The organism is Streptococcus sp. SO2 (genome assembly GCF_030440025.1).
This window is the reverse complement of sequence record NZ_JAQFJH010000002.1, coordinates 16,929-35,358: the sequence shown is the minus strand read 5'-3', so window position 1 is coordinate 35,358 and position 18,430 is coordinate 16,929. Positions and strand designations below refer to the sequence as shown.

12 protein-coding genes are annotated in these 18,430 nt (G+C 37.9%); all 12 read left to right on the top strand.

Annotation, left to right across the window (positions count from 1 at the left end; all coding sequences use genetic code 11):
• The first annotated feature begins 115 nt into the window (after positions 1 to 115).
• The 12 genes from PCY17_RS02640 to PCY17_RS02585 all read left to right on the top strand — a co-directional run bounded on the left by PCY17_RS02640 (position 116) and on the right by PCY17_RS02585 (position 18,348).
• Positions 116 to 1,393 carry an ABC transporter permease gene (locus PCY17_RS02640; protein ID WP_049518933.1) on the top strand — a complete coding sequence of 426 codons (1,278 nt, stop codon included), beginning with the start codon at positions 116 to 118 and terminating at the stop codon, positions 1,391 to 1,393.
• Positions 1,394 to 1,405: 12 nt separating this feature from the next.
• Entirely contained in the window at positions 1,406 to 2,038 is a 633-nt protein-coding gene (gene vex2, locus PCY17_RS02635; protein ID WP_042902563.1) for an ABC transporter ATP-binding subunit Vex2, read from the top strand.
• Positions 2,039 to 2,325: 287 nt separating this feature from the next.
• Entirely contained in the window at positions 2,326 to 3,705 is a 1,380-nt protein-coding gene (gene vex3, locus PCY17_RS02630; RefSeq protein ID WP_042902562.1) for an ABC transporter permease subunit Vex3, read from the top strand.
• A 142-nt stretch (positions 3,706 to 3,847) separates the two neighbouring features.
• Positions 3,848 to 4,504 (top strand): response regulator transcription factor VncR, encoded by a 657-nt coding sequence (gene vncR, locus PCY17_RS02625; RefSeq protein WP_000697942.1) that lies wholly within the window; start codon positions 3,848 to 3,850, stop codon positions 4,502 to 4,504.
• On the top strand, positions 4,501 to 5,829 hold the full coding sequence (gene vncS / locus PCY17_RS02620) for a sensor histidine kinase VncS (RefSeq protein ID WP_070696898.1): 1,329 nt from the start codon (positions 4,501 to 4,503) through the stop codon (positions 5,827 to 5,829). Before vncR ends, vncS begins: the two co-directional genes overlap by 4 nt.
• 139 nt (positions 5,830 to 5,968) lie before the next feature.
• Positions 5,969 to 6,850, top strand: a complete 882-nt coding sequence (locus PCY17_RS02615; protein ID WP_001018999.1) for a class II fructose-bisphosphate aldolase — start codon at positions 5,969 to 5,971, stop codon at positions 6,848 to 6,850.
• 130 nt (positions 6,851 to 6,980) lie between these two features.
• Positions 6,981 to 7,913 carry an alpha/beta fold hydrolase gene (locus PCY17_RS02610; protein WP_000734266.1) on the top strand — a complete coding sequence of 311 codons (933 nt, stop codon included), beginning with the start codon at positions 6,981 to 6,983 and terminating at the stop codon, positions 7,911 to 7,913.
• 51 nt (positions 7,914 to 7,964) lie between these two features.
• A complete protein-coding gene (locus tag PCY17_RS02605; protein WP_001066186.1) occupies positions 7,965 to 8,510 on the top strand; it encodes a histidine phosphatase family protein in 546 nt (181 codons plus the stop codon).
• 319 nt (positions 8,511 to 8,829) lie between these two features.
• Positions 8,830 to 9,822, top strand: coding sequence for an ATP-binding cassette domain-containing protein (locus PCY17_RS02600; RefSeq protein ID WP_001240789.1), 993 nt, complete (start codon positions 8,830 to 8,832; stop codon positions 9,820 to 9,822).
• A 1-nt stretch (position 9,823) separates the two neighbouring features.
• The gene (locus PCY17_RS02595) at positions 9,824 to 10,642 is read left to right on the top strand and encodes an ABC-2 family transporter protein (RefSeq protein ID WP_000240154.1); all 819 of its coding nucleotides are present in this window, start codon (positions 9,824 to 9,826) and stop codon (positions 10,640 to 10,642) included.
• A 1-nt stretch (position 10,643) separates the two neighbouring features.
• Entirely contained in the window at positions 10,644 to 11,429 is a 786-nt protein-coding gene (locus PCY17_RS02590; protein WP_070696900.1) for an ABC transporter permease, read from the top strand.
• Between the two features lie 430 nt (positions 11,430 to 11,859).
• Positions 11,860 to 18,348: a S8 family serine peptidase gene (locus PCY17_RS02585; RefSeq protein ID WP_301391146.1), complete on the top strand. Its 6,489-nt coding sequence runs from the start codon at positions 11,860 to 11,862 to the stop codon at positions 18,346 to 18,348.
• Positions 18,349 to 18,430 lie beyond the last annotated feature (82 nt).

Below are 18,430 nucleotides of genomic sequence, written 5' to 3'. Positions count from 1 at the left end.
TGAAGCTGGTAGAAATACCAGTTTTTTTTCAAAAAATAAATCAAAAAAAATTTTTGATTTCATAAACATTTCATATTTGGATTTTATAATAGTCTTACAAACATGGAGGTGACAAATGAATCCAATCCAAAGAGCTTGGGCTTATGTCAGCAGAAAACGACTGAGAAGTTTTATTTTATTTCTGATTTTATTTGTCCTTTTAGCAGGAATTTCAGCCTGTTTGACTCTGATGAAGTCCAACAAAACAGTAGAAAGCAATCTTTACAAATCACTCAACACATCTTTTTCTATCAAAAAGATAGAAAATGGACAGACCTTCAAGTTGTCGGACCTAGCATCCGTGAGCAAGATTAAGGGACTGGAAAATGTCTCTCCTGAACTTGAGACGGTCGCAAAACTGAAAGACAAGGAAGCGGTGAGTGGTGAGCAGAGCGTAGAACGTGATGATTTGTCAGCTGCAGACAAGAACTTGGTTAGCTTAACGGCTCTTGAAGATTCATCCAAGGATGTCACTTTTACCAGTTCGGCTTTCAATATAAAAGAAGGGCGACACCTTCAAAAAGGGGATTCCAAGAAAATCCTTATCCACGAAGAGTTGGCCAAGAAGAACGGTCTTTCGCTTCACGACAAGATTCGCTTGGATGCTGGTCAATCCGAAGCTGGAAAAGGGCAAACAGTAGAGTTTGAAATTGTCGGCATCTTTTCTGGTAAAAAACAAGAAAAGTTCACAGGCTTGTCTTCCGATTTCAGTGAAAACCAGGTCTTTACAGACTATGAAAGCAGCCAAACGCTTCTGGGAAATAGTGAACCGCAAGTCAGTGCAGCGCGCTTCTATGTAGAAAATCCTAAGGAAATGGAAGGACTCATGAAGCAGGTAGAAAACTTGGCTTTAGAAAGTCAAGGCTACCAAGTTGAGAAGGAAAACAAGGCCTTTGAACAAATCAAAGACTCAGTGGCAACCTTCCAAACCTTCCTGACCATCTTTCTTTATGGGATGTTGATAGCTGGAGCAGGAGCCTTAATTTTGGTATTGTCTCTCTGGTTGAGAGAAAGGGTCTACGAAGTGGGGATTCTTCTGGCACTTGGAAAAGGCAAGAGTTCGATCTTCCTCCAGTTCTGTTTAGAGGTAGTTTTGGTATCACTTGGAGCTTTGCTTCCATCCTTTATCGCTGGAAATGCCATCACATCCTATCTACTCCAAACTGTACTAGCCAGTGGAGATCAGGCAACCTTACAGGACACGCTGGCCAAAGCAAGTGGTCTATCAACCAGTCTCCTATCCTTTGCAGAATCCTATGTCTTTCTGCTCCTGATTGGTTGCTTGTCTGTAGCCCTTTGTTTCGTATTTCTATTTAGAAAATCGCCGAAAGAAATTTTATCATCTATTAGTTAAGAAGGAGAAATCATGACTTTATTACAATTGCAAGATGTTACCTACCGTTATAAGAACACTGCTGAAGCAGTTTTATATCAGATCAAGTATAATTTTGAACCCGGAAAATTTTATAGTATCATTGGTGAGTCAGGAGCAGGAAAATCCACTCTCTTGTCCCTACTGGCTGGTCTAGATAGTCCTGTTGAAGGTTCTATCCTTTTCCAAGGAGAGGACATTCGGAACAAGGGGTATTCATACCATCGCATGCACCATATTTCCCTGGTCTTTCAAAATTATAACTTGATAGATTATCTTTCTCCGCTGGAAAATATCCGCTTGGTCAACAAAAAAGCAAGCAAGGATACACTTCTTGAGCTTGGTTTGGATGAAAGTCAGATCAAGCGGAACGTTCTCCAGTTATCAGGTGGTCAACAGCAACGTGTAGCCATCGCTCGCAGTTTAGTCTCAGAAGCTCCAGTTATTCTAGCTGATGAGCCAACAGGAAATCTGGACCCTAAAACTGCTGGAGATATTATCGAACTGCTCAAATCACTTGCCCAGAAAACAGGTAAATGTGTGATCGTCGTCACCCACAGTAAAGAAGTGGCACAAGCGTCAGATATTACACTTGAATTGAAGGATAAGAAACTGACTGAAATATAGAATCTAGTTATTAAACTTTAAAATAGTATTAGTTGGTAACCAGATACGTGTAAAGTAAAATAATAAACGAAGTGAGTCTGTAACAACTATTTCCCGCAGTAGTGATAGCCTAGATAATAACAAAGTTATTATCTAGGCCGGAATTTTTGAGACATATGGCTCAAAAATTAGGGATGAAATTCCTACAGGAAGTTGCTCCCGTCCGCACAATCTAAGGGAAATAGTTAAAAAATAATTTATATAAGTTATAAGACATTGAAATAGAACAAAATCTAGAAAGGGAACCTATGTTACACAACGCATTTGCCTATGTTACAAGGAAGTTTTTCAAATCGATTGTTATCTTCCTGATTATTCTCCTCATGGCGAGCTTGAGTTTGGTCGGCTTGTCGATCAAGGGAGCTACTGCCAAGGCTTCTCAGGAGACCTTTAAAAATATCACCAATAGCTTCTCCATGCAAATCAATCGTCGCGTCAATCAAGGAACGCCACGTGGTTCTGGGAATATCAAGGGTGAGGATATCAAAAAAATCACCGAAAATAAGGCCATCGAGTCTTATGTTAAACGCATCAACGCTATCGGAGATTTGACTGGATACGACCTCATCGAAACGCCAGAAACCAAGAAAAATCTCACTGCAGACCGTGCCAAACGGTTTGGAAGCAGTTTGATGATTACAGGTGTCAATGACTCATCTAAAGAAGATAAATTTGTCTCTGGCTCATATAAGCTGGTTGAAGGTGAGCACCTAACCAACGACGACAAGGACAAGATTCTCATGCACAAGGACTTGGCAGCCAAACACGGTTGGAAAGTCGGAGATAAGGTCAAATTGGACTCTAATGTCTATGATGCAGACAATGAAAAAGGTGCCAAGGAAACAGTCGAAGTGACAATCAAGGGGCTCTTTGATGGTCACAATAAGTCAGCAGTAACCTATTCACAAGAACTCTATGAAAATACAGCTATCACAGACATTCACACAGCTGCAAAACTTTATGGATACACAGAAGACACAGCTATTTATGGGGACGCAACCTTCTTTGTAACAGCAGACAAGAACTTGGATGACGTCATGAAAGAGTTGAATGGTATCAGCGGTATCAACTGGAAGAGCTACACACTTGTGAAGAGCTCCTCTAACTACCCAGCTCTTGAGCAATCCATCTCTGGTATGTACAAGATGGCCAACCTCCTCTTCTGGGGTAGCTTGAGCTTCTCAGTCCTTCTCCTTGCACTCTTGCTTAGTCTTTGGATCAACGCCCGTCGCAAGGAAGTGGGAATCCTCCTCTCTATCGGTCTCAAGCAGGCAAGTATCTTGGGGCAATTCATCACCGAATCGATCTTGATTGCCATTCCTGCTCTTGTTTCGGCTTACTTCCTAGCCAACTACACAGCTCGAGCAATCGGAAATACTGTTCTTGCCAATGTCACTTCAGGTGTTGCCAAGCAAGCCAGCAAGGCTGCTCAAGCCTCTAATCTTGGTGGTGGTGCAGAAGTAGACGGCTTTAGTAAGACCTTGTCGAGCTTAGATATTTCTATTCAGACATCAGACTTTATCATCGTCTTTGTCCTTGCTCTGGTTCTAGTGGTTCTCGTTATGGCGCTTGCCTCAAGCAATCTCCTCAGAAAACAACCAAAAGAACTCTTGCTCGATAGCGAATAAAAAACTTGCTACCTATTCTCCCCTAAATGGGGTATAATATAGGTAGCATTTTTATCTATTTCATCTTGATAAGGACTCTTCCTATCAGGATGAAACAGAGAAGATTTACAAGAAATTTAAAGGAATGTGAAACGTTTTTTCTATGAAAATTTTAATTGTAGAAGATGAAGAGATGATCCGTGAGGGAATCAGTGACTATTTGACGGATTGTGGTTATGAAACCATTGAGGCAGCAGATGGACAAGAAGCTCTGGAAAAATTTTCCAGCTATGAAGTTGCTCTAGTACTACTGGATATCCAGATGCCCAAGCTTAATGGCCTAGAAGTCCTAGCGGAGATTCGTAAGACCAGTCAGGTTCCTGTCTTGATGCTGACCGCCTTTCAGGATGAGGAATACAAGATGAGCGCCTTCGCTTCTCTAGCAGACGGTTATCTGGAAAAGCCCTTTTCTCTCTCCCTTTTAAAAGTAAGGGTGGACGCGATTTTCAAGCGCTACTACGATACAGGACGAGTCTTCTCTTATAAGGATACCAAGGTGGACTTTGAGAGTTACAGTGCAAGCCTCGCAGGTCAAGAAGTGGCCATTAATGCCAAAGAGTTGGAAATTCTGGACTATCTGGTGAAAAATGAAGGACGGGCCTTGACTCGTTCTCAGATTATCGATGCGGTCTGGAAGGCAACAGATGAGGTTCCCTTTGACCGTGTCATTGATGTCTATATCAAAGAACTGCGGAAAAAGCTAGACTTGGATTGCATCCTCACTGTGCGCAATGTTGGTTATAAATTGGAGCGAAAATGAAACGAACAGGTTTATTTACAAAGATTTTTAGCTATACCTTCTCGATTTTTAGTGTTCTGGTTATTTGTCTTCATTTAGCCATTTATTTTCTCTTTCCCTCTACTTATCTGAGCCATCGTCAGGAAACCATTGGTCAGAAAGCGACTGCTATTGCCCAATCCCTAGACGGAAAAGATAGGCAAAGCATCGAGCAAGTGTTGGATTTGTATTCCCAGAGCAGTGATATCAAAGGGGCTGTCAAGGGAGAGATGACCGAGGACAAGTTAGAAGTCAAGGACAATCTTCCTCTGGATACGGACCGCCAGACCATTTCCCTCTTTATCGAGGAGCGTGAGGTGAAAACGCAAGATGGTAGCACCATGACTCTCCAATTTCTAGCTTCAATGGACTTGCAAAAAGAAGCAGAGCAGATCAGTCTCCAGTTTCTCCCCTATACCTTGCTGGCATCCTTTCTGATTTCCCTCTTGGTAGCCTATATCTATGCTCGAACCATTGTTGCACCGATTTTGGAAATCAAGCGAGTGACCCGTCGGATGATGGATTTGGATGCCCAAGTGCGATTGCGTGTAGATTCTAAGGACGAGATTGGTGATCTCAAGGAACAAATCAATAGCCTTTACCAGCATCTCTTGACTGTCATTGCGGACTTGCATGACAAGAATGAAGCTATTCTCCAGCTGGAGAAGATGAAGGTTGAGTTCCTGCGAGGAGCTTCTCATGAATTGAAAACACCACTGGCTAGCTTGAAAATCCTAATCGAAAATATGAAAGAAAATGTCGGCCGTTATAAGGATAGAGACCATTATCTTGGAGTTGCCTTGGGGATTGTGGATGACCTCAGCCACCACGTTCTCCAGATACTGTCTCTTTCTTCTGTTCAGGAATTGCGAGACGAGAAAGAAGAGGTCGACCTTCTTCAGATGACGCAAAGTCTGGTTAATGATTATGCTTTGCTCGCCAAGGAGAGAGAACTTCAGGTAGACATTAGCCTAACCCGTCAGCAAGCTTACATAAACCCATCTGTCATGAAATTGATCCTATCTAATCTCATCAGCAATGCCATCAAGCACTCCACTCCAGGTGGCCTGGTCCGCATCGGGGAGAGAGAAGGAGAACTCTTTATTGAGAATAGCTGTAGTTCTGAAGAACAAGAAAAATTGGCCCAGTCTTTTTCTGAAAATGCTAGTCGCAAGGCCAAGGGTTCAGGAATGGGGCTCTTTGTGGTCAAAAGTTTATTAGAACACGAGAAATTACCTTATCATTTTGAGATGCAAGATTATCGTTTGACCTTCTTCATGTCTTATCCTAAAGTCGATCAAGACTAAGGGAAAGAAAGGGTTTACATTGATTGAGTTGGAAGAAATTCAATCTAAAGTATGGGAAAAACTAGCTTTTTTTGTCAAAAAGTGATAAAATGAACAATGTAAATGGGATGTCCCAAAAAATATATAGGAGGCCTGACAAATGGCAATCGTTTCAGCAGAAAAATTTGTCCAAGCAGCTCGTGACAACGGTTATGCAGTTGGTGGATTTAACACAAACAACCTTGAGTGGACTCAAGCTATCTTGCGTGCAGCAGAAGCTAAAAAAGCTCCAGTTTTGATCCAAACTTCAATGGGTGCTGCTAAATACATGGGTGGTTACAAAGTTGCTCGCAACTTGATCGCTAACCTTGTTGAGTCAATGGGTATCACTGTACCAGTAGCTATCCACCTTGACCACGGTCACTACGAAGATGCACTTGAGTGTATCGAAGTTGGTTACACTTCAATCATGTTTGACGGTTCACACCTTCCAGTTGAAGAAAACCTTAAATTGGCTAAAGAAGTTGTTGAAAAAGCTCACGCTAAAGGTATCTCAGTAGAAGCTGAAGTTGGTACTATCGGTGGTGAAGAAGACGGTATCATCGGTAAAGGTGAATTGGCTCCAATCGAAGACGCTAAAGCAATGGTTGCAACTGGTATCGACTTCTTGGCAGCTGGTATCGGTAACATCCACGGTCCATACCCAGCAAACTGGGAAGGTCTTGACCTTGACCACTTGCAAAAATTGACAGAAGCTCTTCCAGGTTTCCCAATCGTATTGCACGGTGGATCAGGTATTCCTGATGAGCAAATCCAAGCAGCTATCAAACTTGGTGTTGCGAAAGTTAACGTTAACACTGAATGTCAAATCGCATTCGCTAACGCAACTCGTAAATTTGCTCGTGACTACGAAGCAAACGAAGCAGAATACGACAAGAAAAAACTCTTCGACCCACGTAAATTCTTGGCTGACGGTGTAAAAGCTATCCAAGCATCAGTTGAAGAACGCATCGACGTATTCGGTTCAGAAGGTAAAGCTTAATCGAGCTGAACAATACAGAAAGAACCTGCCCCTAAGGGCAGGTTTTTTGGTGTTTGAAACTATAGAGAATATGTTGGGGAAGAATCTATCTTAAGTTGCTAAAAGAGTCTAATTTTTGTACAATAATGCTATGAAAAAACTGAAAAAATGGAGTCTTGGCTTTCTTAGTTTCATTCTTTTGTTTTTAGGGGCAACATTCATCTTTCATCGTATCAGTTTGGAAAAGGAACAAGCCTCACTAACACCTGTGGGACAGCAAGTTCTTGTCAATGGTCATCAAATGAATGTTTATGTTCAAGGTGAAGGACCTGAGACTATAGTAGTTATCTCAGGTGCTGGTATTGCTTCTCCTATATTGGATTTTAAAGAAGTATCGGAATCCTTATCGAAACAGTATAAGCTAGTTATCGTGGAGAGGGCGGGATATGGTTATAGTGATGATAGCAATCATTCAAGAGATGTGATGGAGGTTTTGTCTGAGACTCGCCAAGCTCTTTCCCAAGCAAATATCACAGGGCCGTTTATCATTCTGTCTCATTCCATGGCTAGTCTAGAGAGTTTGGCTTGGCAGGAGAAGTATCCTGATGAAGTGAAAGCCTTGATTGGTCTGGATTGGGCACTGCCGTCAAGTTATGAGAATTTAAAGGATAATCAGGCCTTGCTCACTGTGGCATATTGGAGTAGCAAGATTGGTTTATTACGCTATTTACCTGAGTCTTTTTATATAAAAAATCAAACTCTGACCGAAAATGAACGAAAACAATATAAACTTCTAGCTTATAAGCAGTTGATGTCACAAGCCATGCTTTATGAATCTCAAACGGTAAAGGAAAATGCTAAGAAAGTTCCCTCTAGCATCAATCCGAAAATTCCCACCTTATTACTGGTATCTAACGGCGAAGGCACCAGTTTTAGCCAATCAGAATGGCAACGTTATGCAGAGAGATTTGCAAGCGACCAGTCTAATGTTCAAGTCGTCTATATGGATGCGCCTCACGACCTCTATCATTATCAAAGCGATGCTATTGTTTCTCGCATTAAAGAATTTTTAGAGAATAATTGAGGGCTTAAAAATCCATTGAGACTGATGATAATAATTGAAAGGTAATGACTTATGAATAATTCTTATATTTTACTTAGACATGCTCATTCAAGATTTTCAAGTGATGATTTCAATAGAACTTTATCAGAAAAAGGATTCTCATCTCTTGACCAGTTAGATTTTTTGAATTCTTTTAATATTGATTATTATTTTTCTAGTCCTTATAAACGAGCATTTGAAACGATTAATAGCTCGCCAATTCAATTTGATAAAATAGTTCTTGATAATCGGTTACGAGAGCGAAAATTATCTTCAACCTTTATAAAAGATTCTGAGTTTGAAGACAGTATTAAATATTTATGGCAAAATCCTAGTGAATCTCTTTTAGAAGGGGAATCAAATCAAGACGCACTAGCTAGAGTACTAAATTTTTTAATGGAATTGGAAGAGAGATACTCAGAAAAAATGATTTTACTTAGTTCACACGGGAATTTGATAGGAATACTACTACATCACTTTGATTCCAGTTTTGATTATGAAAAATGGGAGCATATGACCTTTCCAGATTGTTTTCTAATTGATAGAGATGGGATTGTGAAAAGAATTTTGAAAGATTAGTTCGTTGATTAAATAGTGAATCATATTGATCAAAATAGTTTGCTTTTTACAACTCGTAACCTGCCCATCGGGCAGGTCTTTTTGGTGTTTTAAGGAAACTATTAAACCAGAATTTTGGATTTAAAATAGCATTTTAAGAGTGAAATCTCTAATTTCATAATCTGTAGGCAAACGCTTGCATTCCGTTTTTTATTGGACTATAATAGGTTGGTATAAAGCCTTCTGTAAGAATAACAATTAGAAAGTTTAGAAAGTAAGGACTTAGAATATTTGTAGTCAAAAATACAATGTTGCTATTCCTTGCGATAGGGAGATAGATATGGCAATGATAGAAGTGGAACATCTTCAGAAAAATTTTGTGAAGACTGTTAAGGAACCAGGCTTGAAAGGGGCTTTGCGCTCCTTTATTCATCCTGAAAAGCAGACCTTTGAAGCGGTCAAGGATTTGACTTTTGAGGTACCCAAGGGCCAAATTCTAGGTTTTATCGGCGCAAATGGTGCTGGGAAGTCAACAACCATCAAAATGCTGACAGGGATTTTAAAACCGACATCTGGTTTTTGTCGGATTAACGGCAAGATTCCGCAGGACAATCGTCAGGATTATGTTAAAGATATTGGTGTGGTCTTTGGACAACGTACCCAGCTATGGTGGGATTTGGCTCTGCAAGAGACCTATACGGTCTTAAAAGAGATTTACGATGTGCCGGACTCGCTCTTTCATAAACGCATGGACTTTTTGAATGAAGTCTTGGATTTGAAGGACTTTATCAAAGACCCCGTGCGGACTCTTTCACTGGGGCAACGGATGCGGGCGGATATTGCGGCTTCCTTGCTCCACAATCCTAAAGTTCTCTTTTTAGATGAGCCGACCATTGGTTTGGACGTTTCGGTCAAGGACAACATTCGTCGGGCTATTACCCAGATCAATCAGGAGGAAGAAACAACTATCCTCTTGACCACTCACGACCTGAGCGACATTGAGCAACTCTGTGATCGAATTTTTATGATTGATAAGGGGCAAGAGATTTTTGATGGAACGGTTAGCCAGCTCAAGGAGACCTTTGGCAAGATGAAGACTCTTTCCTTTGAACTGCTACCAGGTCAAAGTCATCTCCTTTCTCACTATGAAGGCCTGCCTGATATGACCATTGATAGACAAGGAAATAGCCTCAATATTGAATTTGATAGTTCCCGCTACCAGTCAGCTGATATTATCAAGCAAACCCTGTCTGATTTTGAAATTCGCGATTTGAAGATGTTGGATACGGATATTGAGGATATTATCCGTCGCTTCTACCGAAAGGAGCTCTAAGATGGTCAAATTGTGGAGACGTTATAAACCCTTTATCAATGCAGGGATTCAGGAGTTGATTACCTATCGAGTCAACTTTCTACTTTATCGGATTGGGGATGTTATGGGAGCTTTTGTTGCTTTCTATCTCTGGAAGGCTGTCTTTGATTCCTCGCAAGAATCTTTGATTCAGGGCTTTAGTATGGCAGACATCACCCTATACATCATCATGAGCTTTGTGACTAATCTTTTGACTAGGTCGGACAGCTCCTTTATGATCGGGGAGGAGGTCAAGGATGGTTCCATTATCATGCGCTTGTTGCGACCAGTGCATTTTGCGGCCTCTTATCTCTTTACGGAGCTTGGTTCCAAGTGGTTGATTTTTATCTCTGTTGGACTGCCATTTTTAAGTGTCATTGTCTTGATGAAAATCTTATCAGGACAAGGAATTGTAGAATTGCTGGGCTTAACCATCCTTTATCTTTTTAGCTTAACTCTAGCCTACCTAATCAACTTTTTCTTTAATATCTGCTTTGGATTTTCAGCCTTTGTCTTTAAAAATCTATGGGGTTCCAATCTACTCAAGACTTCTATAGTGGCCTTTATGTCTGGAAGTCTGATTCCCTTGGCTTTCTTTCCAAAGATTGTTTCTGATATTTTGTCCTTCTTGCCTTTTTCATCTTTGATTTATACTCCAGTTATGATCATTGTTGGGAAATACGATGCCAGTCAGATTCTTCAAGCACTCTTGCTACAGTTCTTCTGGCTCATAGTGATGGTGGGCTTGTCTCAGTTGATATGGAAACGAGTCCAGTCCTTTATCACTATTCAAGGAGGTTAGTATGAAAAAATATCAACGCATGCATTTGATTTTTATCAGACAATACATCAAGCAAATCATGGAATACAAGGTCGATTTTGTGGTGGGCGTGTTAGGAGTTTTTCTGACTCAAGGCCTGAACCTCTTGTTTCTCAATGTGCTCTTTCAACACATTCCTTCCTTAGAAGGCTGGACTTTTCAAGAAATCGCCTTTATCTATGGATTTTCCTTAATTCCCAAGGGACTAGATCATCTCTTTTTTGACAATCTCTGGGCTCTGGGGCAACGTTTGGTGCGAAAAGGAGAGTTTGACAAGTACCTGACGCGTCCTATCAATCCTCTTTTTCACATCTTGGTTGAGACCTTTCAGATTGATGCCTTGGGCGAACTATTGGTCGGTGGTATTTTGTTAGCGACCACAGTGTCTAGCATTGGTTGGACTCTTCCAAAATTCCTGATTTTTCTAGTCTGTATTCCTTTTGCGACCTTGATCTATACTTCCTTGAAAATCGCGACTGCCAGCATCGCTTTTTGGACCAAGCAGTCAGGTGCCATGATTTATATTTTCTATATGTTTAATGATTTTGCCAAGTACCCGATTTCCATTTACAATTCGCTCCTTCGTTGGTTGATTAGCTTTATCGTACCTTTCGCCTTTACAGCCTACTATCCTGCCAGCTATTTCTTGCAGGATAAAGACGGGCTCTTTAACATTGGTGGGTTGATTTTGATTTCCCTTGTTTTCTTTGTTATTTCTTTAAAACTCTGGGACAGGGGCTTGGACGCTTACGAAAGTGCGGGTTCGTAAGATATAAAATAGGATGAGATTTAAACATTAAATATGTTACAAACAACCGTTGAAAATTATAGCGGTTGTTTTTGCATGTTTATTAAGGCATATATTCTATCCATACCCCTTTTTGCGATTTTGGTAATTATTCCAGTTGATTGCTACTATTTTTGATGGGAGGAATGAGTTTATATTGTACCCAGTTAACTATAATATTTATTGACTAACCTATTTGTTAACATGGATTAAAAAAAAAATTAACCTGGGTTAATTTTTCTTGACTTAAATTTTTTTAATTGATATACTATTTTTCAGAGAGCTAACAATTATATATAAATGTACTACTCTATCCCACTAGATAATACGTCATAAAACTTTTTATAACAAAGGCTAGCAAAGTTAAAGTTTTCTATCTATTGGGTTTAAAATAAAAAATGAAGGAATTATAATGAAAAAAAGTACGGTATTGTCATTAACTACTGCTGCAGTTATTTTAGCAGCATATGCCCCCAATGAGGTAATTTTAGCAGATGCACCTAGTTCTGAAGATGCTTTAAGAATTTCTGATAAAGAAAAAGTAGTAGCAGATGCACCTAGTTCTGAAGATGCTTTAAAAATTTCTGGTAAAGAAAAAGTAGTAGCAGATAAAGAAACAGAAAACAATGAACAATCTGAAGATATTCATAATGTTATAGAAACTTCAAAGGATATTGAGGAGAAGAAGACAACAGTTATTGAGGAAAAAGAGGTTGTTAGTAGAAAGTCTGAGATAGACAAAAAAACTAGTAACGAAGGAGCAAGTATCAAAGAAGACTCCAAGCAACTCAAAGGAGATGATGCGGACTCATTTGTAAATAAAGATACAGAAAATCCGAAAAAAGAAGATAAACTTGTCTATATTGCTGAATTTAAAGATAAAGAATCTGGAGAAAAAGCAATCAAGGAACTATCCAATCTTAAGGATACAAAAGTTTTATATACCTATAATACGATTTTTAATGGCGCTGCCATTGAAACAACTCCAGATAATTTGGACAAAATTAAACAAATAGAAGGTGTTTCGTCGGTTGAACGATCACAAAAAGTCCAACCAATGATGAATCATGCCAGAAAGGAAATTGGAGTTGAGGAAGCTATTGATTACCTAAAGTCTATTAATGCTCCATTTGGGAAAAATTTTGATGGTAGAGGTATGGTTATTTCAAATATCGATACTGGAACAGATTATAGGCATAAGGCTATGAGAATCGATGATGATGCCAAAGACTCGATGAAATTTAAAAAAGATGACTTAAAAGGCACTGATAAAAATTATTGGTTGAGTGATAAAATCCCTCATGCGTTCAATTATTATAATGGTGGTAAAATCACTGTAGAAAAATATGATGATGGAAGGGATTATTTTGACCCACATGGGATGCATATTGCAGGGATTCTTGCTGGAAATGATACTGAAAAAGACATCAAGAACTTTAATGGCATAGATGGAATTGCGCCTAATGCACAAATTTTCTCTTATAAAATGTACTCTGACGCAGGATCTGGGTTTGCGGGTGATGAAACAATGTTTCATGCTATTGAAGATTCGATCAAACACAATGTCGATGTTGTTTCGGTATCATCTGGCTTTACGGGAACAGGTCTTGTAGGCGAGAAATATTGGGAGGCTATTAGAGCATTAAGAAAAGCTGGAATCCCAATGGTTGTTGCTACAGGTAATTTTGCGACTTCTGCTTCAAGTTCTTCATGGGATTTAGTGGCAAATAATAATCTGAAAATGACCGACACTGGAAATGTAACGCGAACTGCAGCACATGAAGATGCGATAGCGGTCGCTTCTGCTAAAAATCAGACAGTTGAATTTGATAAAGTTAACATTGGAGGACAAAGTTTTAAATACAGAAATATAGGAGCTTTTTTCGATAAAAATAAAATCCTAACCAATGAGGATGGGTCAAAAACTCCAAATAAATTAAAATTTGTATATATAGGCAAAGGTCAAGACCAGGATTTGATAGGCTTGGATCTTAAGGGCAAAATTGCAGTAATGGATAGAATTTATACCAAGGATTTAAAAGATGCTTTTAAAAGAGCTATGGATAAAGGCGCACGTGCCATTATGGTTGTAAATACTGTAAATTACTACAATAGAGATAATTGGACAGACCTTCCAGCTATGGGATATGAAGCGGATGAAGGGACTAAAAGTCAAGTATTTTCAATTTCAGGAGATGATGGTGTAAAATTATGGAACATGATTAACCCTGATAAAAAAACTGAAGTCAAAAGAAATAATAAGGAAGATTTTAAAGATAACTTAGAACAATACTATCCAATTGATATGGAAAGCTATAATTCTAATAAACCGAATGTAGGTGATGAAAAAGAAATTGACTTTAAATTTGCAGCTGACACAGACAAAGAACTTTATAAAGAAGATATTATAGTCCCAGCAGGGTCTACATCTTGGGGGCCAAGAACAGACTTGCTTTTAAAACCGGATGTTTCAGCACCTGGTAAAAATATTAAATCCACTCTAAATGTTATCAATGGTAAATCCACTTATGGTTATATGTCAGGAACTAGTATGGCAACTCCAATCGTAGCAGCTTCTACTGTTTTGATTCGACCAAAATTAAAGGAATTGCTTGAAAGACCTGTCTTGAAAAATCTTAAGGGAGATGACAAAATAGACCTTACAAGTCTTACAAAAATAGCCTTACAAAATACTGCAAGACCGATGATGGATGCAACCTCTTGGAAAGAAAAGAGTCAATACTTTGCATCACCTAGACAACAGGGAGCAGGTCTAATTAATGTTGCCAACGCTTTGAGAAATGAAGTTGTAGCAACTTTCAAAAATACAGATTCTAAAGGTTTGGTAAATTCATATGGTTCCATTTCTCTTAAAGAAATAAAAGGTGATAAAAAATACTTTACAATTAAGCTTCACAATACCTCAAACAGACCTTTAACCTTTAAAGTTTCTGCATCAACTGTAACTACAGATGCTCTAACTGATAGGCTAAAACTCGATGAAACATATAAAGATGAAAAATCTCCGGACGGGAAGCAAATTGTTCCAGAAATTCACCCAGAAAAAGTCAAAGGAGCAAATATCACATTTGAGCATGACACTTTCACTATAGGTCCAAATTCCAGCTTTGATTTAAATGCGGTTATAAATGTTGGGGAAGCAAAAAATAAAAATAAATTTGTAGAATCATTTATTCATTTTGAGTCAGTGGAAGAAATGGAAGCTCTAAACTCCAACGGGAAGAAAAGAAACTTCCAACCTTCTTTATCGATGCCTCTAATGGGATTTGCTGGGAATTGGAACCACGAACCAATCCTTGATAAATGGGCCTGGGAAGAAGGATCAAAATCAAAAGCAATGGAAGGTTATGATGATGATGGTAAACCAAAAATTCCAGGTACCTTAAATAAGGGGATTGGTGGAGAACATGGTATAGATAAATTTAATCCAGCAGGAGTTATCCAAAATAGAAAAGATAAAAATACAACATCCCTAGATCAAAATCCAGAATTATTTGCTTTCAATAACGAAGGAATCAACGCACCTTCATCAAGTGGCTCTAATATTGCTAAAATCTATCCTTTAGATTCAAATGGAAATCCTCAAGATGCTCAACTTGAGAGAGGATTAACGCCTTCTCCACTTGTATTAAGAAGTGCAGAAGAAGGGGTGATTTCAATAGTAAATACAAATAAAGAAGGAGAAAATCAAAAAGACTTAAAAGTCATTTCGAGAGAACACTTTATTAAAGGAATTTTAAACTCTAAAAGAAATGATGCAAAAGGAATCAAATCATCTAAACTAAAAGTTTGGGGTGACTTGAAATGGGATGGACTCATTTATAACCCTAGAGGTAGAGAAGAAAATGCCCCAGAAAGTAATGACAAAAAAGATCCTGCTACTAAGATACGAGGACAATTTGAACCGATTGCGGAAGGCCAATATTTCTATAAATTTAAATATAGATTAACCAAGGATTACCCATGGCAGGTTTCCTATATTCCTGTAAAAATTGATAACACACCTCCAAAGATTGTTTCAATTGATTTTTCAAACCCTGAAAAAATTAAGTTAATTACAAAGGATACTTATCACAAGGTCAAAGAGCAATACAAGAATGAAACGTTATTTGCGAGAGATCAAAAAGAACATCCTGAAAAATTTGACGAGATTGCCAACGAAGTTTGGTATGCTGGGGCCGCTCTTGTTAATGAAGATGGAGAGGTTGAGAAAAATCTTGAAGTCACTTATGCAGGTGAGGGTCAAGGAAGAAATAGGAAACTTGACAAAGACGGAAATACCATTTATGAAATTAAAGGTGCAGGAGATTTAAGAGGCAAAATCATTGAAGTGATTGCATTAGACGGTTCTAGCAATTTCACAAAGATTCATAGAATTAAATTTGCTGATCATGCTGATGAAAAGGGGATGATTTCCTATTATCTAGTAGATCCTGATCAAGATTCATCTAAATACCAAAAGCTTGGCGAGATTCCCGAATCTAAATTTAAAAATTTAGAAAATAGAAAAGAGGATAGTCTTAAAAAAGATACAACGGAAGTAGAACATCATCAAGAAAATGAAGAGGCTACCGAAGAAAAATCTAGCTTGACTATTCATAAAACTATTTCAACAATTAGAGATTTTGAAAGTAAAGACTTAAAGAAACTCATTAAAAAGAAATTCAGAGAAGTTGATGACTTTACAAGTGAAACTGGTAAGAGAATAGAGGAATACGATTATAAATACGATGATAAGGGAAATATCATTGCTTATGACGATGGTAGTGCCTTACAATATGAAACTGAAAAACTTGATGAAATCAAATCAAAAATTTATGGCATTCTAAACCCGTCTAAAGATGGACACTTTGAAATTCTTGGAAAGATCAGTAATGTTTCTAAAAATGCCAAGGTATATTATGGCAATAATTATAAATCGATAGAAATCAAAACGACCAAGTATGATTCCCACTCAAAAACGATGACATTTGATTTATACGCTAATATTAATGATATTGTGGATGGATTAGCTTTTGCAGGAGATATGAGGTTTTTTGTCAAAGATGATGGTCAGATAAAAGCTGAAACTAAAATTAGAATGCCTGAAAAAAATAAGGAAACTAAAGCAGAATATCCGTATGCATCAAGTTATGGGAATGTAATAGAATTAGGAGAAGGAGATCTCTCAAAAAACAAACCAAACAATTTAACGGACATGGAATCTGGTAAAATCTATGCTGATTCAGAAAAACAACAATATCTGTTAAAGGATAATATCATTCTGAGAAAAGGCTATGCACTAAAAGTGACTACCTATAATCCTGGAAAAACGGATATGTTAGAAGGGAATGGAGTTTATAGCCAGGAAGATATAGCAAAAATCCAAAAGGCCAGTCCTAATCTAAGAGTCTTATCAGAAACAACAATTTATGCTGATAGTAGAAATGTTGAAGATGGAAGAAGTACTCAATCAGTATTAATGTCGGCTTTGGACGGCTTTAACATTGTAAGATATCAAGTGTTTACATTTAAAATGAATGATAAAGGGGAGGCAATCGATAAAGATGGCAATCTTGTAACAGATCCTTCTAAACTGGTATTATTTGGTAAAGATGGTAAAGAGTACACAGGAGAGGATAAGTCCAATGTAGAAGCTATAAAAGAAGATGGCTCTACGTTATTTATTGATGCAAAACCAGTAAATCTTTCAATGGACAAGAACTACTTTAATCCATCTAAAACTAATAAAATTTATGTACGAAATCCAGAATTTTATTTAAGAGGTAAGATTTCTGATAAGGGTGGTTTTAACTGGGAGTTGAGAGTTAATGAATCGGTTGTAGATAATTATTTAATCTACGGAGATTTACACATTGATAACACTAGAGATTTTAACATTAAGCTTAATGTTAAAGACGGTGACATCATGGACTGGGGGATGAAAGACTATAAAGCAAACGGATTCCCAGATAAGGTAACAGATATGGATGGAAATGTTTATCTTCAAACTGGCTATAGCGATTTGAATGCGAAAGCGGTTGGAGTACATTATCAATTTTTATATGATAATGTCAAACCAGAAGTAAAGATTGATCCAAAAGGAAATACTAGTATCGAATATGCTAATGGAAAATCTGTAGTCTTTAACATCAATGATAAAAGAAATAATGGATTCGATGGTGAGATTCAAGAACAACATATTTATGTTAATGGAAAAGAATACAAATCATTTGATGATATTAAACAACTAACAGATAAGACACTAAACATTAAGATTGTTGTAAAAGATTTCGCAAGAAATACAACCGTAAAAGAATTCATTTTAAACAAAGATACGGGAGAGGTAAGCGAATTAAAACCTCATACGGTGACTGTGACAATTCAAAATGGAAAAGAAATGAGTTCAACGATAGTGTCGGAAGAAGATTTTATGTTACCTGTCTATATGGGTGAATTAGAAAAAGGATACCAATTTGATGGTTGGGAAATTTCTGGTTTCGAAGGGAAAAAAGACGCTGGCTATGTTCTTAATCTATCAAAAGATACCTTTATAAAACCTGTATTCAAGAAAATAGAGGAGAAAAAGGAGGAGGAAAATAAACCTACTTTTGATGTATCGAAAAAGAAAGAAAAAACACAATCTAATTCAACTAATGATGTCAACAGTATTGTTTCTGATGAAAATGATAAAAACTTTGAAATTAACAAGAACATTTATCTAAATGAACAAGGAAACTTAACTAATAAAAATACCAACATCAATAGTAAATCAACTAGTAACAATCCTAATCAGTTGCCAAAAACCGGAACAGCAAGCGGAGCCCAGACACTATTAGCTGCCGGAATCATGTTTATAGTAGGAGCTTTTCTTGGATTGAAGAGAAAAAATAAAGATTAAGACAAAAGCTATAGAAAAAATGGTTTATGTACTGAGATTAGATAGTGAGGTGATGACATAGTTTTGTGAAAATATTGATTTA